The organism is uncultured Cardiobacterium sp. (genome assembly GCF_938028825.1).
In the GTDB taxonomy this organism is placed as follows: domain Bacteria; phylum Pseudomonadota; class Gammaproteobacteria; order Cardiobacteriales; family Cardiobacteriaceae; genus Cardiobacterium.
Map to the genome: position 1 here is coordinate 24,575 of NZ_CALIZP010000017.1, position 13,706 is coordinate 38,280.

Below are 13,706 nucleotides of genomic sequence, written 5' to 3' on the forward strand. Positions count from 1 at the left end.
GGCCATATGAATCAAAAAGACCTGGAAACCGTGCTGCAAGCATGGATAAACGCCTCGCTGGAACTGGCCGCAGTGATGGAGGCGCAAGGCATGACACGCATTGCCCCCGTCCTGCAACTCGCCAGCGGCAAAGACGGCGAGCTCTCGCTGCGCATCGTTACCCCCGAAGAGGAGGATGAAGATTGGGAAATGGATGACTTTTGGGAAGACGACGAGGAGGGCGACGCATGAACCGCGCAGATGCCGAGAAGCAATTGTGGGCGGATTACCGCCGCGCGTTACGAGAGCGCGATTACGACCCGCTCACCCCCTACCACGCAGACCTGTACCCCCTCGCAAACAAGCTCAACGCCATGCTGACCGATATCCAAAACCGCATGACGTGTGCGCTGCAAATTGCGCAGGGCATACAGGGCGAAGAACCGCGCGTTGAAGCCGTCCGCAATGAAGGGAAGTGGCAGGGCAGCGTTGTAGAGCTTGCCCTGACCTTTGGTAACAACATCAGGGCGGTGATGAACATCGGCGTAAGCAGTATCCACAGTCTCTTTTATTACGACAGCACTCTTGTAACCGCCAAAACCAGCCGCTATGCCGACATTACCGCCGGCGACAGCATCAGCATCATCGCCCACGGTCACCTTGACTGGCTGCGCGGCGAAAACCATGCCCTGCAACAGTATCTGGCCGAGCGTCGTGCCGCTCAGGCTGATTTGCCTTAACCGCCCATTAAAACCATCTTAACCGGAGACCGAACATGGCCAAAACCAGCAACAAACGCATCAAGGCGGCAACCCTTGAAACCCCGCAAACCCTTGAGCAAACCCAGTCATGGATTAAAGAACTCGGCGACACCCAGCGCGAACACGCGCGCGTTTCCGCCGCCCTCAATGACCAAATCGCCGCGCTCACTGAAGAGCACAAGCCCGCGCTGAACGCACTCGCCGACCGTATCAAAGAACTGCAACAGGGCGTGCAAACGTGGTGCGAAGCGCACCGCGCCGAACTCACCGCCAGCGGCGGCAAGACCGTCAACCTGATTACGGGCGAAGTGAGCTGGCGGCAACGCCCGTCATCCATCGCGGTGCGCGGCGCCGAGGCGGTATTGGAAAGTCTGCGTACCCTCGGCCTGCACCGCTTCATCAGGACGAAAGACGAGGTGAACAAAGAGGCAATGCTCAACGAACCCGAACTGGCGGCGACCGTCGCCGGTGTCAGCGTCATCAAGGGGAAGGAGGACTTTGCCATTACCCCGTTTGAAGTGGAGACGCAGCAATGACCGCCGAAGATCAGCTGGGGCTAGCCGAAGCCCAACTGCTCGGATACGGTCATCATCGTGCAGGATATGGCCTGACGGAGCTGGTTGACGCGATGGGCTTGTCCCTTGCCGAATGGGAACAGCTACAAAGCGACTATGTAATGCCCTATTTAGACGACGATGATCGCGCCACCATCACGCGTCATCTACGAAGCGAGGCAGTAGTCTGATGGGAATCAATCGCGAACACCCGGATTTTAACAGTGCCCTGAACGCTGCCATTGATGCCGTACAGAAACGAGGTGTGGAAATTAGTGATGTTGAAGCCTTCAAGCGCAATGTCGAGGCAATAGAAATCGTAGATACCCAACTACGTTTCAAAATAAAAGACCATGCAGAGGTGCAACAACCATGACTACCCACATCCATTGCAGCATCACCGAGCAGCCGGAGCTTTTCCACCCGATGCTGGGTTTCATGGAAAAAGCGCTGGTCGGTTTTGGGCTGACCTATGACCAGGCCAAAGACTTTTGCGGCAGCGTCATCGCCATCGATCTCAAAAGAGACGTGCAGCACAACGGCGAGCTGGTCTTTACCCGCAACGATGCAGACGGCACCTTCGCCCATACCTTCCTCACGTCACCGGAAGGGCGGGTGATGGACGTGCGCAAAGAGAGGCTGCCGTGAGAGTACGTTGTCCCTGCTGCGGCGCCACCAACAGCCTGGATGCGCTCATCGCTCACGACGATGCCCGCACCGTGCTGATGCTGCTGATCAAACTTGGTGGTGAATTACCCTCCCTGACCATGCGCTATCTCGGTCTGTTTCGTCCGGCACAAACCGAGCTGTCCTTTGCCCGCGTGGCCAAGCTGCTGAATGACCTGCTGCCGGATATGCAGGCGCAGCGCATTGAGCGTGACGGGCGTCTTTATGACGCCCCGCCCGCCGCGTGGGCATGGGCCATGCAGCAAACGCTGGCCGCGCGTGATGCCGGGCGCCTCAACACCCCGCTCAAAAACCACGGCTATCTGTATGAAGTGCTGACCGGCTACCGCTCCGCCGATGGGGGCGTGTCGCCGGTCATGACGGCGACCCCCAACCCGGCGACCCCGCTGACCGGTATCGCCGCCCTCGAAGCTATGAAACGCAGGGGATGATGATGTGGTGCAAGAACTGCCCTGCGAAGTCCACAACGCCATCCTCTACGGCCTGCAAAAGCTGGCGGTGTTGCGCCTCGCCTTTGCGCCCAACGAGCGACAACTGCCGGACACGGCAATGGTTTGGCTGGAAATGGCCGCGCGCAAAGGTGGCTGGATACCGGATGACGCGGCACGGGTGGAGCACGCCTTTGTCCGTCTTGCTATCGAGCTGGACAAATGGCCGACGCCGCACCAGTTTTTTGCCTACCTGCCGCCGCGTCCGGTATTGCCGCCACCCGATACCCCCCGCACTGCCGCCGATTACGCCGACGCTGCGCGTTTCTGGGGCGAAATCGCGCAACAACTGGACTGCCCTCCATCCAAACGCCCCCCACAAATCATCCGCAATGTGGCCGTGTGCGACTTCGCCCAAGCCGGCAGCGTGACGCACACCATCCTGCAAGACTGGCAACAAGGAGACGAACATGACGAAGAAAAAAGCCGCAGACGTCAAGGCCGCTAAAACCCTCGGCGCGCTGGTAGTGGAGCTGATGGATGCCGCCCTGACCCTGGGGCGCGATGACCGCAGCAAGGCACTGGTAAAGCTGCGCAACATCACTGCCGCGCTGCAAGAAGTATGCAAAGACCTGGAGGATTAACATGTATGCAGGCAACCAATCCGCGCGTATCCATATCGGCAAGAAAAAGCTGGGTATGGACGATGACACCTACCGTGCTTTCCTCCTCCGCCTGACCGGCAAGGACAGCAGCAAGCACATGACGATGAGAGAGCGTAGCCGCGTTATCTTTGAAATGACTCACCTTGGCGCCTTCAAGGACGGACGCCGTCCGCTGACCCGCCAGCAACGCGCCTGCATCGCCAAGTGGTACGACCTGCGCAAAATTGGCGCGATAGTAAGCAAGGACAAATCCAGCCTGAACCGCTACGTCAAAAAATTCCTGGGCAAATGGAACGTCGCCGATTTGACGGACGAAGAAACCAACAAGCTCTACAACATGCTGGAAGGCTGGCTGAGTGATGAACGCGCCAAGCGCGGCTTGGGGCAACCATGAGCGGGGACAATTTCAAATGGGGCGTCAGCATCCCCGAACCCCGGTTTGACGTGAGCGGCGAGTTTTTCGCCGCGCTCGCCGATCACCTCCATGCGATCCTGACGAGCGAGGGCATCACCGAAGCCACTGCCAGCAAAGCCATTCACGAAACGCTGGTGCGCCTGTCACAGGCATTCGCCGGCGAAAAAATCTACATCACCAAGAATCCGGCCAACTTCGCGCGTTGGCTGTGCGCGTATCACGACCTGCGCTACATGGACTACCGCGACGTGGACCGCAAATACGGCTGGAGCCAGGGCTACAGCCTCAAAATCAAAGAGAAGATACAGGCATTGATGCAGCGCCGCACGCAGCTGCGTCTGCCGATAGAGAAATCCTAAACGAGTCTGATCGCGGCCAAGCGCCGCTGCATGGATAATCCCGCCTCAAGCAAACGGACGACCGGCGCAGTGTGGGGACACCGCGCCAGCCCTCACAGCGAAAGCACCGCTGCAAGCAAGGCCCGCTCCTCTCGCGAGAGGGCGGCAAGCCTACAAGAAGAATCTCTACACTTGCAAGAGATATCCATGCCGACCAAAGCAGCGCCGCAACCGCGTCCCATCATCCCGTGGATGGGCGGCAAACGCCGCCTCGCCAAACACCTGCTGCCACTCTTCCCCGACCATTCCTGCTACATCGAACTCTTTGCCGGCGGCGCAGCGCTATTCTTCATGCGCGAGACGCCTGCCAAAGTCGAAGTGCTCAACGACATCAACGGCGACCTGACCAACCTCTACCGCGTCCTGCAACACCACTACGACGAATTCATGCGGCAGTTTGCATGGACCCTGACTAGCCGCCAAACCTTCGCTCTGCTGCAAAGCACCCCTCCCGAAACCCTCACCGACATCCGCGCACTCTTCAAAGCCTTCGAACAATCCCCGCTGCAACTAACCTACACCATGAGCCGGACGAAAGGAAAAGCACCCAGTGGCGAACTCGTCATCCGGAACTACCGCTAACAAAAAGAGCCGCCCTCACCGGCGGCCTTTGCCAACATTCGCAACAATGTTTCCATATTTGCGGATTTCCAAAATCCGATTTATAACGCGTTTCGCCCTGAATTATCACGCGCGGGATTACCGTATCATTTCTGTTTGAAGCGACTATACCAAAATCAAGAAACAGCCCTCCGCAGGACGGACTTCCGGCCCGCCCTGCGAAAACCGTTTTGTTTCTTGGGACCGGTCTTCGTGCACGATAAAAATGAATCATAAAAAAACCCGGCGCAAGGCCGGGTTTATTGTTGCCGCAATCAAAGCGTTCAGCTTTGTGCGGTCGCGGTTTTGGCAGCAGATGCCGCAGTATCCGTTTTGGTTGCCGGGGTGTCGCCGCCTTCGCGGTGCAGCAGGCCCTTGACGATTTGCGCGCCGAAGGCAACCGCGCCGATGATGAAGATGACGTCGCCGACGGTGCGGAACCAGCGCAGGGTGTGGATGATCGGGTTCTGTTCGATGAATTCCGCGCTGCGTGCCCACCACAGCCCTTCGTTGATGTTGGCGTTCGCCTGGATGATGCCGATTGGCAGCAGGCTGGTGAAGAGCATCAGGATGAGGCCGAGGTTCATTGACCAGAAGGCGGTAAACATCAGTTTTTCGTTCCATTTCATGGTCGGGCGGATGTAGCGCAGCACCATCAGGGTGAAGCCGAGGGCGAGGAAGCCATAGACCCCGAAGAGGGAAGCATGAGCATGGTTCGCCGTGGTGTTCAGGCCTTGCAGGTAGTAGAGCGAGATCGGTGGGTTGATGAGGAAGCCGAAGACGCCTGCGCCCAGCATGTTCCAGAAGGAGACGGCGATGAAGAAGGTCAGCGGCCAGCGCATCGGTTTCATCCATTCGGCTTTGTGTTGTGCCGTCCAGTTGTCGAAGGCTTCGTAGCCGAGGAGGACGAGCGGCACGACTTCCAGCGCCGAGAAGAGTGCGCCCACGGCCATGATCGGCGTGGTGGTGCCAGCGAAATAGATGTGGTGGAAGGTGCCGGGGATGCCGCCGATGAGGAACATCATCGCGGCAAGCAGCGCGGCGGCGGTGGCGGCGCGGCGGCTGACCATGCCGAGGTTGTAGAAGATGAAGCCGACGGCACTGGTCGCAAAGACTTCAAAGAAGCCTTCCACCCAGAGGTGCACCACCCACCAGCGCCAGTATTCCATGACGGAGATGTGGGTGTGCTCGCCGTAGAACAACGCCGGGGCGTAGAAGAGGCCGATGGCGGCGGCGGCGAGGGTGAAGAGGATGAGCAGGCTCTTGTCGCCGGGGGCTTTGAAGGCCGCCCAGATGCCGCGCAGCATGAGGAGGAGCCAGAAGACGAGGCCGGCAAAGAGTGCCGATTGCCAGATGCGGCCGATTTCGACGAATTCGTAGCCCTGATGGCCGAACCAGAAGTTCAGTTTTTCGTTCATCCAGCCTTTCAGCGCCACGAACTGGCCGAGGAAGGAACCGGCAACGACGACGATGAGCGCCCAGAAGAGCAGATCCACGCCGAGTTTCTGGAATTTCGGATCCTTGCCGCCGTTGATGATGGGCACGAGGAAGAGGCCGCCCGCCAGGAAGCCGGTCGCGATCCAGAAGATGGCGGACTGGATGTGCCAGGTGCGGGTCAGGCTGTATGGCAGCCAGTCGGCAACGGGAATGCCGTAGAAATCTTGTCCTTCAACGGTGTAGTGCGCGGTGAAGCCGCCGAGCATGACTTGCACGAAGAAGAGGGCGGCGACGATAAGCAGGTATTTGCCCAGCGCTTTTTGCGACGGGGTGAGTTTGACCAAAGTCAGCGGGTCCTGGGCGGGGACGGCCGGTTCTTCGTGTTCGTGGTGGGTGAAGAAGGCCCAGATCCAGATGACGCAGCCGATACCGAAGATGAGGGTAACGACGGAGATGATGGACCAGATGACGTTTTCGGCGGTCGGCTGGTTGCCAATGAGCGGTTCATGCGGCCAGTTGTTGGTGTAGGTAACGTTCTGGTCGGGGCGGTTGGTGGAGGCGGCCCAGGCAGACCAGAAGAAGAAGGCATTCAGCTTGGCGCGGCTTTCCGCTTTCGGCAGGGTGTTTTCTTTCATCGCGTAGGCTTCGCGCAGTTTGTGCAGGGACGGATCGTCACTGAACAGTTTGTCGTAGTACGCGGCCACCGCTTCAATGGAACGGACGCGGTCGGCGGAAAGGGTGACTTTGCCGGTTTCCTTGTTGTAGGTGTTCTTGCGGAAGGCTTGCTGGGCGTCGTAGTGCAGGGTGGCCTGATCACGTTCGGAAAGGTCGGCGTAGGATTTGCCGAACTCGCGCTGCGCCTGCTGTTCCAGCCAGCCGAGGACTTCGCGGTGAATCCAGTCGGCCGTCCAGTCCGGCGCCTGATAGGCGCCATGCCCCCACACAGTACCGACGGACATGCCGCCGATGGATTGCCAGGCGGATTGGCCCGCCATGATGTCGGCTTCGGTGTAAAGCACCTTGCCGTTTTCATCAACAAATTCCGCCGGAATGGGCGGGCGCTCGTTATAAACTTCTTTGCCGAAGTAGCCGAGCAGGATAAACGAGCCGATCGTAATCAGGCCGAGCGCTATCCACATTCGCTTGAATTCTTTCATGTTTTACCTCTCTGATGAATGGTGCTTACGGCGGGTGCCGTAATGGAGACATTTTCACAAAGGGGTAATGCGGCGCCCTTGATAAAGGTCAGGGTTGATAAATTTTTTTTAGCGTTTTCCCGTTTTCAAATGATAATTTCAATCATTGGAAATGAACCGGCATTGGGCATCCCGTCTGCCGCGTCTGAAAAAATCACAAGCGGTGCCGCCACACCGACATCCTCGCGGCAGCACGGTTTGCCAAGCTGCTTGATTCGTCAAACAGCCTTATGGTATCTACGCAGCCCTGCGCATTTATAGTCGCTTGGCGGGTGCAGCAGCCCCGCTTGGCACCCCAACCACAAACCACAAGGAAACCACATGAACAGCAGCCAATATCTCGCCTGGATCGAACGAAGCGCCGCCGCCCTTGCCGCAGCGCAAGACGCGCTTACCGCCCTCGACACCGCCATCGGCGACGGCGACCATGGCGCGAACATCCGGCGCGGCTTCGACAAGGCCGCCGAAAAACTGCGTGCCCAGGCCGGGCAAGACCTCGGCAGCCTCGCGAAAGCCACCGGCATGACCCTGCTTTCCTCCGTCGGCGGCGCGAGCGGCCCGCTCTACGGCACCCTCTTCCTCAAAGCCGCACCCGCGCTTACCGGCAAAACCGACATCGACACCGCCACCCTCGCCCACGCCATCGCCGACGGCGTCGCCGGGCTTGCCGCACGCGGCCAGGCGGCAGTGGGCGACAAAACCATGATTGACGTGTGGCAACCCGCCGCCGCAGCGCTGCAACAGGCGGCGGCAGACGGTGCAGCACCGGCAGCGGCCTGTGCCAAAGCCGCCGCCGTCGCGCAGGCAGCGGCGGAAAGCACCATCCCGCTTGTCGCCAGGAAAGGCCGCGCCAGCTATCTCGGCGAACGCAGCGCGGGCCACGAAGACCCCGGCGCGGCATCCAGCGCCATCATCCTGCAAGCGCTGGCCGAAGTGCTGGCCTGACATCCCTTCCCCCGTTTCAGGCCCCGCATTGACGCCGCCTGCTTTTGGCGTTCCGGCTAGGCGCGACGGCACGCGGGGAAACCGCGTCTTTCTTGATTTTGAGATGTTGCGGGCAGCGCCCCTATGGTATCTGCGCCGCTTGCCGGGCTTTTATGCCTGCCGGCGCAGGCGCAGGTTGACCGGGGCGAACGGCGCCGCCTGTTGCCATTCGAGCAGTTGCGAGCGGTCGAGTTCGAGCATCGCCATCAGGCTGACCACGAAGCCTTCACGTCCTTCGCCCGCGCCGCAGAAGGCGGTGAGCGGCTGCCAGCCGGGGTGGTTCCTGAGGCGCGCCTGCATGCTGTCCATGCGTTCGGCGAGCGAGTAGCTTTCGTTTTCGACTTCGTGCGCGCGGCGCAGGTCGTGGCGTTGCCAGAGTTTGCGCAACACGTCCGCCAGTTTGTGCGCGTCCGCTGGCGGCTTGATGACGGGTTGCGCGCCCGCCGGCGGCAGGTGTGCCGAGAGGGCGGTGCCGGCGCCGACGCGCGGCAGGGCGGCGAGGTTTTCCGCCGCCTTGCCGGTTTGAATGTAGGCCAGGATTTGTTCGGCAAGTCGGGCGCGCGGGTCGGCTTCCGGCTCGTCATCGTCGTTACGCGGCGGACGCGGCAGCATCATGCGCGCTTTGATTTCCGCCAGCGTTGCCGCCATGAGCAGGTATTCCGCCGCAAGGTTCATGTCCAGTTCTTCCATGAGATCGAGGTAAGCGAGGTACTGTTCGGTGATGAGGGTGACGGGGATGTCGAGGATGTCGATGTTCTGTTTGCGGATGAGGTACACGAGCAGGTCGAGCGGGCCGCTGAAAGTGTCGAGCAGGACGCGCAGGGCATCGGGCGGGATGTAGAGGTCCGGCGGCAGCTGGGTGACGGGTTCGCCGAAGAGGAAGACGGTCTGTTCCATGCGGGCGGTTTACGGGTGGATTTGGGGCGCGGGGTGGGGCTGTCCACCGGGCGGCGGGGCGTTTTTCGGGGCCAGCCACCAGCGCGGGCGGCCGTCGAGCGTGGGGACGGGGTAATCGCCGCTGTCGATGCCTTCGATGCTGCGCTGTTCGGCGGCAAGCGCCCAGTCGCAGAGGATTTGCGCGACGGCAAGGCGGTTCTTGGCGGCGATGTCGAGGGTGATGCTGCCGTCGCTGCCCGCAGGGCGCGCCTCGATGCAGGCGATGTCGCCGCCCACGCCGTCATCAAGCAGGGGACGCAGTTCGGCGGCGTCGGCGCAGCGCACGCGTGCGGTGTAGGTGGGATACGGCGAGGGTTTCCAGCGCGCGAGTTCGCTGTATATGGGGATGTCCATGCCGTTGTCGGTACGGTAGCCGATGGGGACGCTGTCGTGCAGGATGATGTCGCCGAAGCGGTGCCCGCTCGCGGGATGCGGCACGCCGAGCAGGCGCGCACGCACGGGGTCGATGCGCCGCGCCGGCACGGTTTCCGCCGTCGCCGCCCAGGGGTGCAGGCGGATGGCGGCGATGCCGTAGTTGCCGCTGATGGGGCCGGTGCCGTCGGGGACATTGATACCGCAGGCGCGCCACAGGCGGCGCGCTTTTATCCAGTCACCGAGGGCGGTGGCGGCGATGCCAGCGTTCCAGTAGGGGGCGTCGTCATGTTCGGCGGCGAGCGCGATGGCGCGCAGGTTGTGGGTGAGCGCGCCCTGCCAGTCGCCTCGGTATTTGCAGGCCAGCGCGTACATGTAGTGGTAGTGGCGGTTCTGCGGGGTGTCGCGGATGAGTTTGCCGAAATAGCGCTGCGCGGCGGCGAGGTCGCCGCGTTCCATGGCGGCGTAGGCGCGGGTGTAGAGGGGGTTGTCGGCGCGGGGTGGGGTCATCATGGCTCGGTGTCTGCTGGGCGGTAATGGTGTGCGGTGCAGGGCATCGCTTTATTACCGATTATACAGGTATGCGGCGCCCGGCAACCGCCGGTCGCGGGCATGGCGGCGGGGAAGCCACGCTCAATGCCCGCCCGCCCAGAAATACTGCACGCAGTGGAAGAATACCGGCGCGGCGAAGCACAGCGAATCCATGCGGTCAAGCATGCCGCCGTGGCCTTCGATCAGGTGCCCCCAGTCTTTCACGCCGCGATCGCGCTTGATGGCCGACATCACCAGTCCGCCAAGGAAGCCCATCACGCAGGTGAGGAAGGCAATGGCGACGGCTTCCGCCGGGCGGAACGGGGTGATGCCGTAGAGCGCGCCGCCGAGCAGCGCCGCGCTGCACACGCCGCCGACGGTGCCGATGACGGTTTTCGATGGCGACAGCGCGGGCAGGATTTTGCGCCTGCCGAACAGCTTGCCCCAGATGTATTGCAGCACGTCGCTCGCCTGCACCACCGCCACCAGGAAGAGCAGCAGCAGGATGTTGTGCGAGTAGCCGGGGACACGCAGGTTGAGCAGCGCCGGGATGTGCGAGATGCAATAGACGGCAATCATCACCGCCCATTGCGCCGTCGCCGCGCGGCTCAGAAAATAGCGGCTGTCGCCGGAGAGCGAGGCGGCAATCGGCATGAAGAGGAAGGCATAGACCGGGATAAAGGTGAGGAACAGGCTCGAACTGCCCAGGTACACCAGCAGGTATTGCAGCGGCAGGATGAAGTAGTAACACAGCACCAGCACGCGGTAATCGCTGCGGCGGCTGTACAAGAGCGACAGGAACTCGCGCAGCGCGAAGAACGACACCAGCCAGAAGAGCACGATGGTGCCGCCGCGCCCCAGGGCGAACGCCGCCGCCAGCACCGCCGACATCAGCCACCACGCCTGCACGCGCGCGCGCAGATTGAGCAGGGTCGGCGTTGCGCCGCAGCGGGCGAGGAGGACACGCGTCGTCACGCTTGCCGTGCACAGAATCGCCAGCATCGCCGCGAACAGCCACAGCACGGTATGTTCCGTCATAACCCACGCTCCTCATGCCGCAAGACTGGCTGCAAATTCAGCAGCGACGCCTGCGCGAAGGCGAGGAAATCCTCCTTCTCCGGGAAATCGCCGCCCCGGAACGGCTGGCCGAAGCGCACGCTGCACAGCATCGGCACCGGCAGCAGCCTGCCCTTCGGCAGCACGCGCTGAATATTGTGAATCCACACCGGCACCAGCGCGCATTCCGGCCGTGCCGTCGCTAGATGAAAAATCCCGCTTTTGAACGGCTGCAACAGCACATTGTCGCTGCCGTTGCGCGTCCCTTCCGGAAAGACCAGCAAATCCGCGCCGCCATCCAGCGCTGCCACCATCTGCTGCACCGCCGCCTGCGGCTCGCCGCTTTTGCGCGCAACCAGCACCATGTCGAACACCTGGCGGGCGATGAAGCGGCGCAGCGGCGAGGATTGCCAATAATCGGCAGCGGCGACCGGGCGCACCCGCCGCCGCAGGATGAGCGGCAGCGACACCCAGATAATCATGAAATCGCCGTGGCTGTTGTGGTTGGCGTAATAGACCCGCCCGCCGGGTGTGCGCTCGCGCAGGTGCGGCAGCGGCTGCGAACGCGCACCGGTCAGGAGAATCACCAGCCAGGACAGGCACTTGTCCAGCAACAGGGCGAGCCAGCCGCCCGCACGGCGCGATTTCAGACGCATGGAAATTCCCCCATGATAAAAACGGATATATGGCGATGACCGCGCGGGATGCGCTCAGAGGACAACGTAGTATTCGCGGTTGTAGTCGCGCAGCCCGCTGCCGTCGTAGGCCTTGCTGCAACCGCGCTGGTTGCTGACGAAGCGGGTGCCGTCGATATAGGTATTGATGTTGTCGTGGCTGTGGCCGTACACCCACAGGTCGGCGCGCGCGGTGAGTTCCGGCAGTTCGTTCGCCCAGTACGCCGAGCGGGTCAGCCCCTCTTTCTGGTGGTAATGGCGCTTGGCGATGAGGCCGCTGCGCGGCAGGAAATGGCTGATGACGATGTGTTTTTCCGCCGGTTTGCGCAGTGCGGCATCAAGAAAGAGGCAGCTTTGCCGGTGCAGGCCGGCCATTGTCGCCGGGGTCAGCGGTTCGCCGTCGTCGGCGTAGATTTCGCGGAAATCCGGCAGGACTTCTTCCGCCCAGCGCATGGCGTCGGCCGGATTGTCGGCGAGGGCGAAGTCGCTCCACAGCGTCGTGCCGCTGAAAATGATGCCGCCGATGGTGGTGCTTTCGTCATCGAGCAGAGTGACGCCGTATTCCTGGCTGATGCTGCGGTAGATGTCTTTCGCCTCGCTGATGGCGAAGCCGTAGTATTCGTGGTTGCCGAGGACGTAGAGCACTGGCAGTTTGGGCGCCTTGCGGCGCAGATAGTCGAAGAAGAGGCGGACGGTGGCCGGGTCGCCGATATCGCCTGCAAGAACGAGCACGTCCAGTTCGTTCAGGTTGCTGATGGTGCAGAGGCTGCACTCGGTGTGCAGGTCGCTGTGGATGCCGATGTTCATTGCGGGTCTCCCGGTTTTTTCAGGACAGGCGGGTTTTGAAATCGTCGTAGCCGAAGCTGCGCACGATGGTCAGGCTGTCGTCGCGGCTGTCCCAGGCGACGATGGCGGGCAGTTTGACGCCGTTGAAGGTGTTGGTCTTCACCATCGTGTAGTGGCTCATGTCCATGAACACAAGGCGTTTGCCGACGGTAAGCGGTTCGGCGAAGCTGTAATCGCCGATGACATCGCCCGCAAGGCAGGTCAGGCCGCCGATACGGTAGGTGTGGGCCTTGTCGCGCGGCAGACTGCCGCCGAGCACATCCGGGCGGTAGGGCATTTCCAGCACATCCGGCAGGTGCGCGCTGCAAGAGCCGTCGATGATGGCGATGTTGATGCCGTTTTTGGTGAGGTCCAGCACCTCGGTCACATACACCCCGGTGTTGATGGCGATCGCCTCGCCCGGCTCCAGGATGACCTCCACCCCCCAGCGGTCGCGGAAGGCGCGGATGAGGGCGATGAGTTCGTCCACCTGATAATCCTCGCGGGTGATGTGGTGCCCGCCGCCGAAATTCACCCACTGCATCTGCGGCAGGAATTCGCCGAACTGCCGCTCGACGGCGGCGAGGGTGCGTTGCAGCGGCGGCACGTCCTGCTCGCAAAGATTGTGGAAATGCAGGCCGCTGATGCCGTCCAGCAGTTCCGGGCGGAAGGCCTCGCGCACGATGCCGAGGCGTGAGCCGGGGGCGCTGGGATCGTAGATTTCTACTGTACCTTCCGATTGTTGTGGATTGATGCGCAGGCCAAAGTGCAGCGGCTTATGTTTGGCAGCAGTAAGCGCCTGCTCGCGGTAGCGCTGCCATTGGCTGAACGAGTTGAAGATGACGTGATCGGAGAGCGCCAGCACCTCCGCCATGTCCGCCGGCGGATAAGCGGCGGCGAAGGTGTGCACCTCGCCGCCGAAATACTCGCGGCCGAGTTTCGCTTCATGCAGGCCGCTGGCGCTCACGCCGGACAAATAGCGGGCAATGAGCGGCGCATAATGGAACATGGCGAAGCCTTTCAGCGCCAGCAGCACCTTCGCTCCGCTTTCCCGCTGCACGCGGTGCAGCAGTTGCAGATTGCGTTCGAGCAGGGCGGCATCGACGACGTAACACGGCGTCGGCAGGCGGCCGGTATCGAGGCGGCGAAAGGTATCGTGCAAAAGGGTCATGGCGGATTCCTGAATTGATGTAGCGCAAAGCGCGCAT

19 protein-coding genes and 1 pseudogene are annotated in these 13,706 nt (G+C 61.7%); 13 read left to right on the forward strand and 7 right to left on the reverse strand.

Annotated features, from left to right (window positions below; all coding sequences use genetic code 11):
- Positions 1-6 precede the first annotated feature (6 nt).
- From Q0562_RS02090 to Q0562_RS02145, 12 genes and pseudogenes are all read left to right on the forward strand, one after another.
- A complete protein-coding gene (locus Q0562_RS02090) occupies positions 7-231 on the forward strand; it encodes a molybdopterin biosynthesis protein MoeC (protein ID WP_115611112.1) in 225 nt (74 codons plus the stop codon).
- Positions 228-719: a hypothetical protein gene (locus Q0562_RS02095; RefSeq protein ID WP_298640511.1), complete on the forward strand. Its 492-nt coding sequence runs from the start codon at positions 228-230 to the stop codon at positions 717-719. Before Q0562_RS02090 ends, Q0562_RS02095 begins: the two co-directional genes overlap by 4 nt.
- 35 nt (positions 720-754) lie before the next feature.
- Entirely contained in the window at positions 755-1,276 is a 522-nt protein-coding gene (locus tag Q0562_RS02100) for a host-nuclease inhibitor Gam family protein (RefSeq protein WP_298640513.1), read from the forward strand.
- Positions 1,273-1,485: a hypothetical protein gene (locus Q0562_RS02105; RefSeq protein ID WP_115611118.1), complete on the forward strand. Its 213-nt coding sequence runs from the start codon at positions 1,273-1,275 to the stop codon at positions 1,483-1,485. Before Q0562_RS02100 ends, Q0562_RS02105 begins: the two co-directional genes overlap by 4 nt.
- Positions 1,485-1,670, forward strand: a complete 186-nt coding sequence (locus Q0562_RS02110) for a hypothetical protein (protein WP_298640517.1) — start codon at positions 1,485-1,487, stop codon at positions 1,668-1,670. Before Q0562_RS02105 ends, Q0562_RS02110 begins: the two co-directional genes overlap by 1 nt.
- Complete coding sequence (locus Q0562_RS02115; protein ID WP_298640520.1) at positions 1,667-1,942, forward strand: hypothetical protein; 276 nt, start codon at positions 1,667-1,669, stop codon at positions 1,940-1,942. Before Q0562_RS02110 ends, Q0562_RS02115 begins: the two co-directional genes overlap by 4 nt.
- Positions 1,939-2,412, forward strand: a complete 474-nt coding sequence (locus tag Q0562_RS02120; protein ID WP_298640526.1) for a hypothetical protein — start codon at positions 1,939-1,941, stop codon at positions 2,410-2,412. Before Q0562_RS02115 ends, Q0562_RS02120 begins: the two co-directional genes overlap by 4 nt.
- 4 nt (positions 2,413-2,416) lie before the next feature.
- The gene (locus Q0562_RS02125) at positions 2,417-2,917 is read left to right on the forward strand and encodes a hypothetical protein (RefSeq protein WP_298640531.1); all 501 of its coding nucleotides are present in this window, start codon (positions 2,417-2,419) and stop codon (positions 2,915-2,917) included.
- Complete coding sequence (locus tag Q0562_RS02130; protein ID WP_298640534.1) at positions 2,880-3,053, forward strand: hypothetical protein; 174 nt, start codon at positions 2,880-2,882, stop codon at positions 3,051-3,053. The genes Q0562_RS02125 and Q0562_RS02130 overlap by 38 nt, the downstream gene beginning before the upstream one ends.
- Position 3,054: 1 nt before the next feature.
- Entirely contained in the window at positions 3,055-3,468 is a 414-nt protein-coding gene (locus Q0562_RS02135; RefSeq protein ID WP_298640537.1) for a regulatory protein GemA, read from the forward strand.
- Positions 3,465-3,848 carry a Mor transcription activator family protein gene (locus Q0562_RS02140; protein WP_115611129.1) on the forward strand — a complete coding sequence of 128 codons (384 nt, stop codon included), beginning with the start codon at positions 3,465-3,467 and terminating at the stop codon, positions 3,846-3,848. Before Q0562_RS02135 ends, Q0562_RS02140 begins: the two co-directional genes overlap by 4 nt.
- Positions 3,849-4,034: 186 nt before the next feature.
- Positions 4,035-4,361, forward strand: a pseudogene (locus Q0562_RS02145) (DNA adenine methylase); the annotation flags it as partial.
- A 410-nt stretch (positions 4,362-4,771) separates the two neighbouring features.
- Here the strand turns inward: Q0562_RS02145 and Q0562_RS02150 are convergent.
- Positions 4,772-7,081 carry a nitric-oxide reductase large subunit gene (locus Q0562_RS02150; RefSeq protein WP_298640544.1) on the reverse strand — a complete coding sequence of 770 codons (2,310 nt, stop codon included), beginning with the start codon at positions 7,079-7,081 and terminating at the stop codon, positions 4,772-4,774.
- A 360-nt stretch (positions 7,082-7,441) separates the two neighbouring features.
- On the opposite strand from Q0562_RS02150, the gene dhaL reads away from it, so the two are divergent.
- Positions 7,442-8,065: a dihydroxyacetone kinase subunit DhaL gene (dhaL, locus tag Q0562_RS02155; protein WP_298640547.1), complete on the forward strand. Its 624-nt coding sequence runs from the start codon at positions 7,442-7,444 to the stop codon at positions 8,063-8,065.
- A 150-nt stretch (positions 8,066-8,215) separates the two neighbouring features.
- Here dhaL and Q0562_RS02160 read toward each other — a convergent pair whose 3' ends face one another.
- The 6 genes from Q0562_RS02160 to nspC form a co-directional block, all read right to left on the reverse strand.
- The gene (locus Q0562_RS02160) at positions 8,216-9,001 is read right to left on the reverse strand and encodes a ScpA family protein (protein WP_298640549.1); all 786 of its coding nucleotides are present in this window, start codon (positions 8,999-9,001) and stop codon (positions 8,216-8,218) included.
- Between the two features lie 9 nt (positions 9,002-9,010).
- Entirely contained in the window at positions 9,011-9,925 is a 915-nt protein-coding gene (locus tag Q0562_RS02165; RefSeq protein WP_298640552.1) for a hypothetical protein, read from the reverse strand.
- A gap of 120 nt (positions 9,926-10,045) precedes the next feature.
- Positions 10,046-10,981 carry a phosphatidate cytidylyltransferase gene (locus Q0562_RS02170; RefSeq protein WP_298640555.1) on the reverse strand — a complete coding sequence of 312 codons (936 nt, stop codon included), beginning with the start codon at positions 10,979-10,981 and terminating at the stop codon, positions 10,046-10,048.
- Positions 10,978-11,655 carry a lysophospholipid acyltransferase family protein gene (locus Q0562_RS02175; RefSeq protein WP_298640557.1) on the reverse strand — a complete coding sequence of 226 codons (678 nt, stop codon included), beginning with the start codon at positions 11,653-11,655 and terminating at the stop codon, positions 10,978-10,980. Before Q0562_RS02175 ends, Q0562_RS02170 begins: the two co-directional genes overlap by 4 nt.
- Before the next feature lie 54 nt (positions 11,656-11,709).
- Complete coding sequence (locus Q0562_RS02180; RefSeq protein ID WP_298640560.1) at positions 11,710-12,480, reverse strand: metallophosphoesterase; 771 nt, start codon at positions 12,478-12,480, stop codon at positions 11,710-11,712.
- Between the two features lie 19 nt (positions 12,481-12,499).
- On the reverse strand, positions 12,500-13,669 hold the full coding sequence (nspC, locus tag Q0562_RS02185) for a carboxynorspermidine decarboxylase (RefSeq protein WP_298640563.1): 1,170 nt from the start codon (positions 13,667-13,669) through the stop codon (positions 12,500-12,502).
- Positions 13,670-13,706 lie beyond the last annotated feature (37 nt).

Coding starts and splice junctions, on each gene's coding strand:
- Q0562_RS02090 (WP_115611112.1), top strand. CDS start 7: ATGAATCAAAAAGACCTGGAAACCGTGCTGCAAGCATGGATAAACGCC.
- Q0562_RS02095 (WP_298640511.1), top strand. CDS start 228: ATGAACCGCGCAGATGCCGAGAAGCAATTGTGGGCGGATTACCGCCGC.
- Q0562_RS02100 (WP_298640513.1), top strand. CDS start 755: ATGGCCAAAACCAGCAACAAACGCATCAAGGCGGCAACCCTTGAAACC.
- Q0562_RS02105 (WP_115611118.1), top strand. CDS start 1,273: ATGACCGCCGAAGATCAGCTGGGGCTAGCCGAAGCCCAACTGCTCGGA.
- Q0562_RS02110 (WP_298640517.1), top strand. CDS start 1,485: ATGGGAATCAATCGCGAACACCCGGATTTTAACAGTGCCCTGAACGCT.
- Q0562_RS02115 (WP_298640520.1), top strand. CDS start 1,667: ATGACTACCCACATCCATTGCAGCATCACCGAGCAGCCGGAGCTTTTC.
- Q0562_RS02130 (WP_298640534.1), top strand. CDS start 2,880: ATGACGAAGAAAAAAGCCGCAGACGTCAAGGCCGCTAAAACCCTCGGC.
- Q0562_RS02135 (WP_298640537.1), top strand. CDS start 3,055: ATGTATGCAGGCAACCAATCCGCGCGTATCCATATCGGCAAGAAAAAG.
- Q0562_RS02140 (WP_115611129.1), top strand. CDS start 3,465: ATGAGCGGGGACAATTTCAAATGGGGCGTCAGCATCCCCGAACCCCGG.
- Q0562_RS02150 (WP_298640544.1), bottom strand. CDS start 7,081: ATGAAAGAATTCAAGCGAATGTGGATAGCGCTCGGCCTGATTACGATC.
- dhaL (WP_298640547.1), top strand. CDS start 7,442: ATGAACAGCAGCCAATATCTCGCCTGGATCGAACGAAGCGCCGCCGCC.
- Q0562_RS02160 (WP_298640549.1), bottom strand. CDS start 9,001: ATGGAACAGACCGTCTTCCTCTTCGGCGAACCCGTCACCCAGCTGCCG.
- Q0562_RS02165 (WP_298640552.1), bottom strand. CDS start 9,925: ATGATGACCCCACCCCGCGCCGACAACCCCCTCTACACCCGCGCCTAC.
- Q0562_RS02170 (WP_298640555.1), bottom strand. CDS start 10,981: ATGACGGAACATACCGTGCTGTGGCTGTTCGCGGCGATGCTGGCGATT.
- Q0562_RS02175 (WP_298640557.1), bottom strand. CDS start 11,655: ATGCGTCTGAAATCGCGCCGTGCGGGCGGCTGGCTCGCCCTGTTGCTG.
- Q0562_RS02180 (WP_298640560.1), bottom strand. CDS start 12,480: ATGAACATCGGCATCCACAGCGACCTGCACACCGAGTGCAGCCTCTGC.
- nspC (WP_298640563.1), bottom strand. CDS start 13,669: ATGACCCTTTTGCACGATACCTTTCGCCGCCTCGATACCGGCCGCCTG.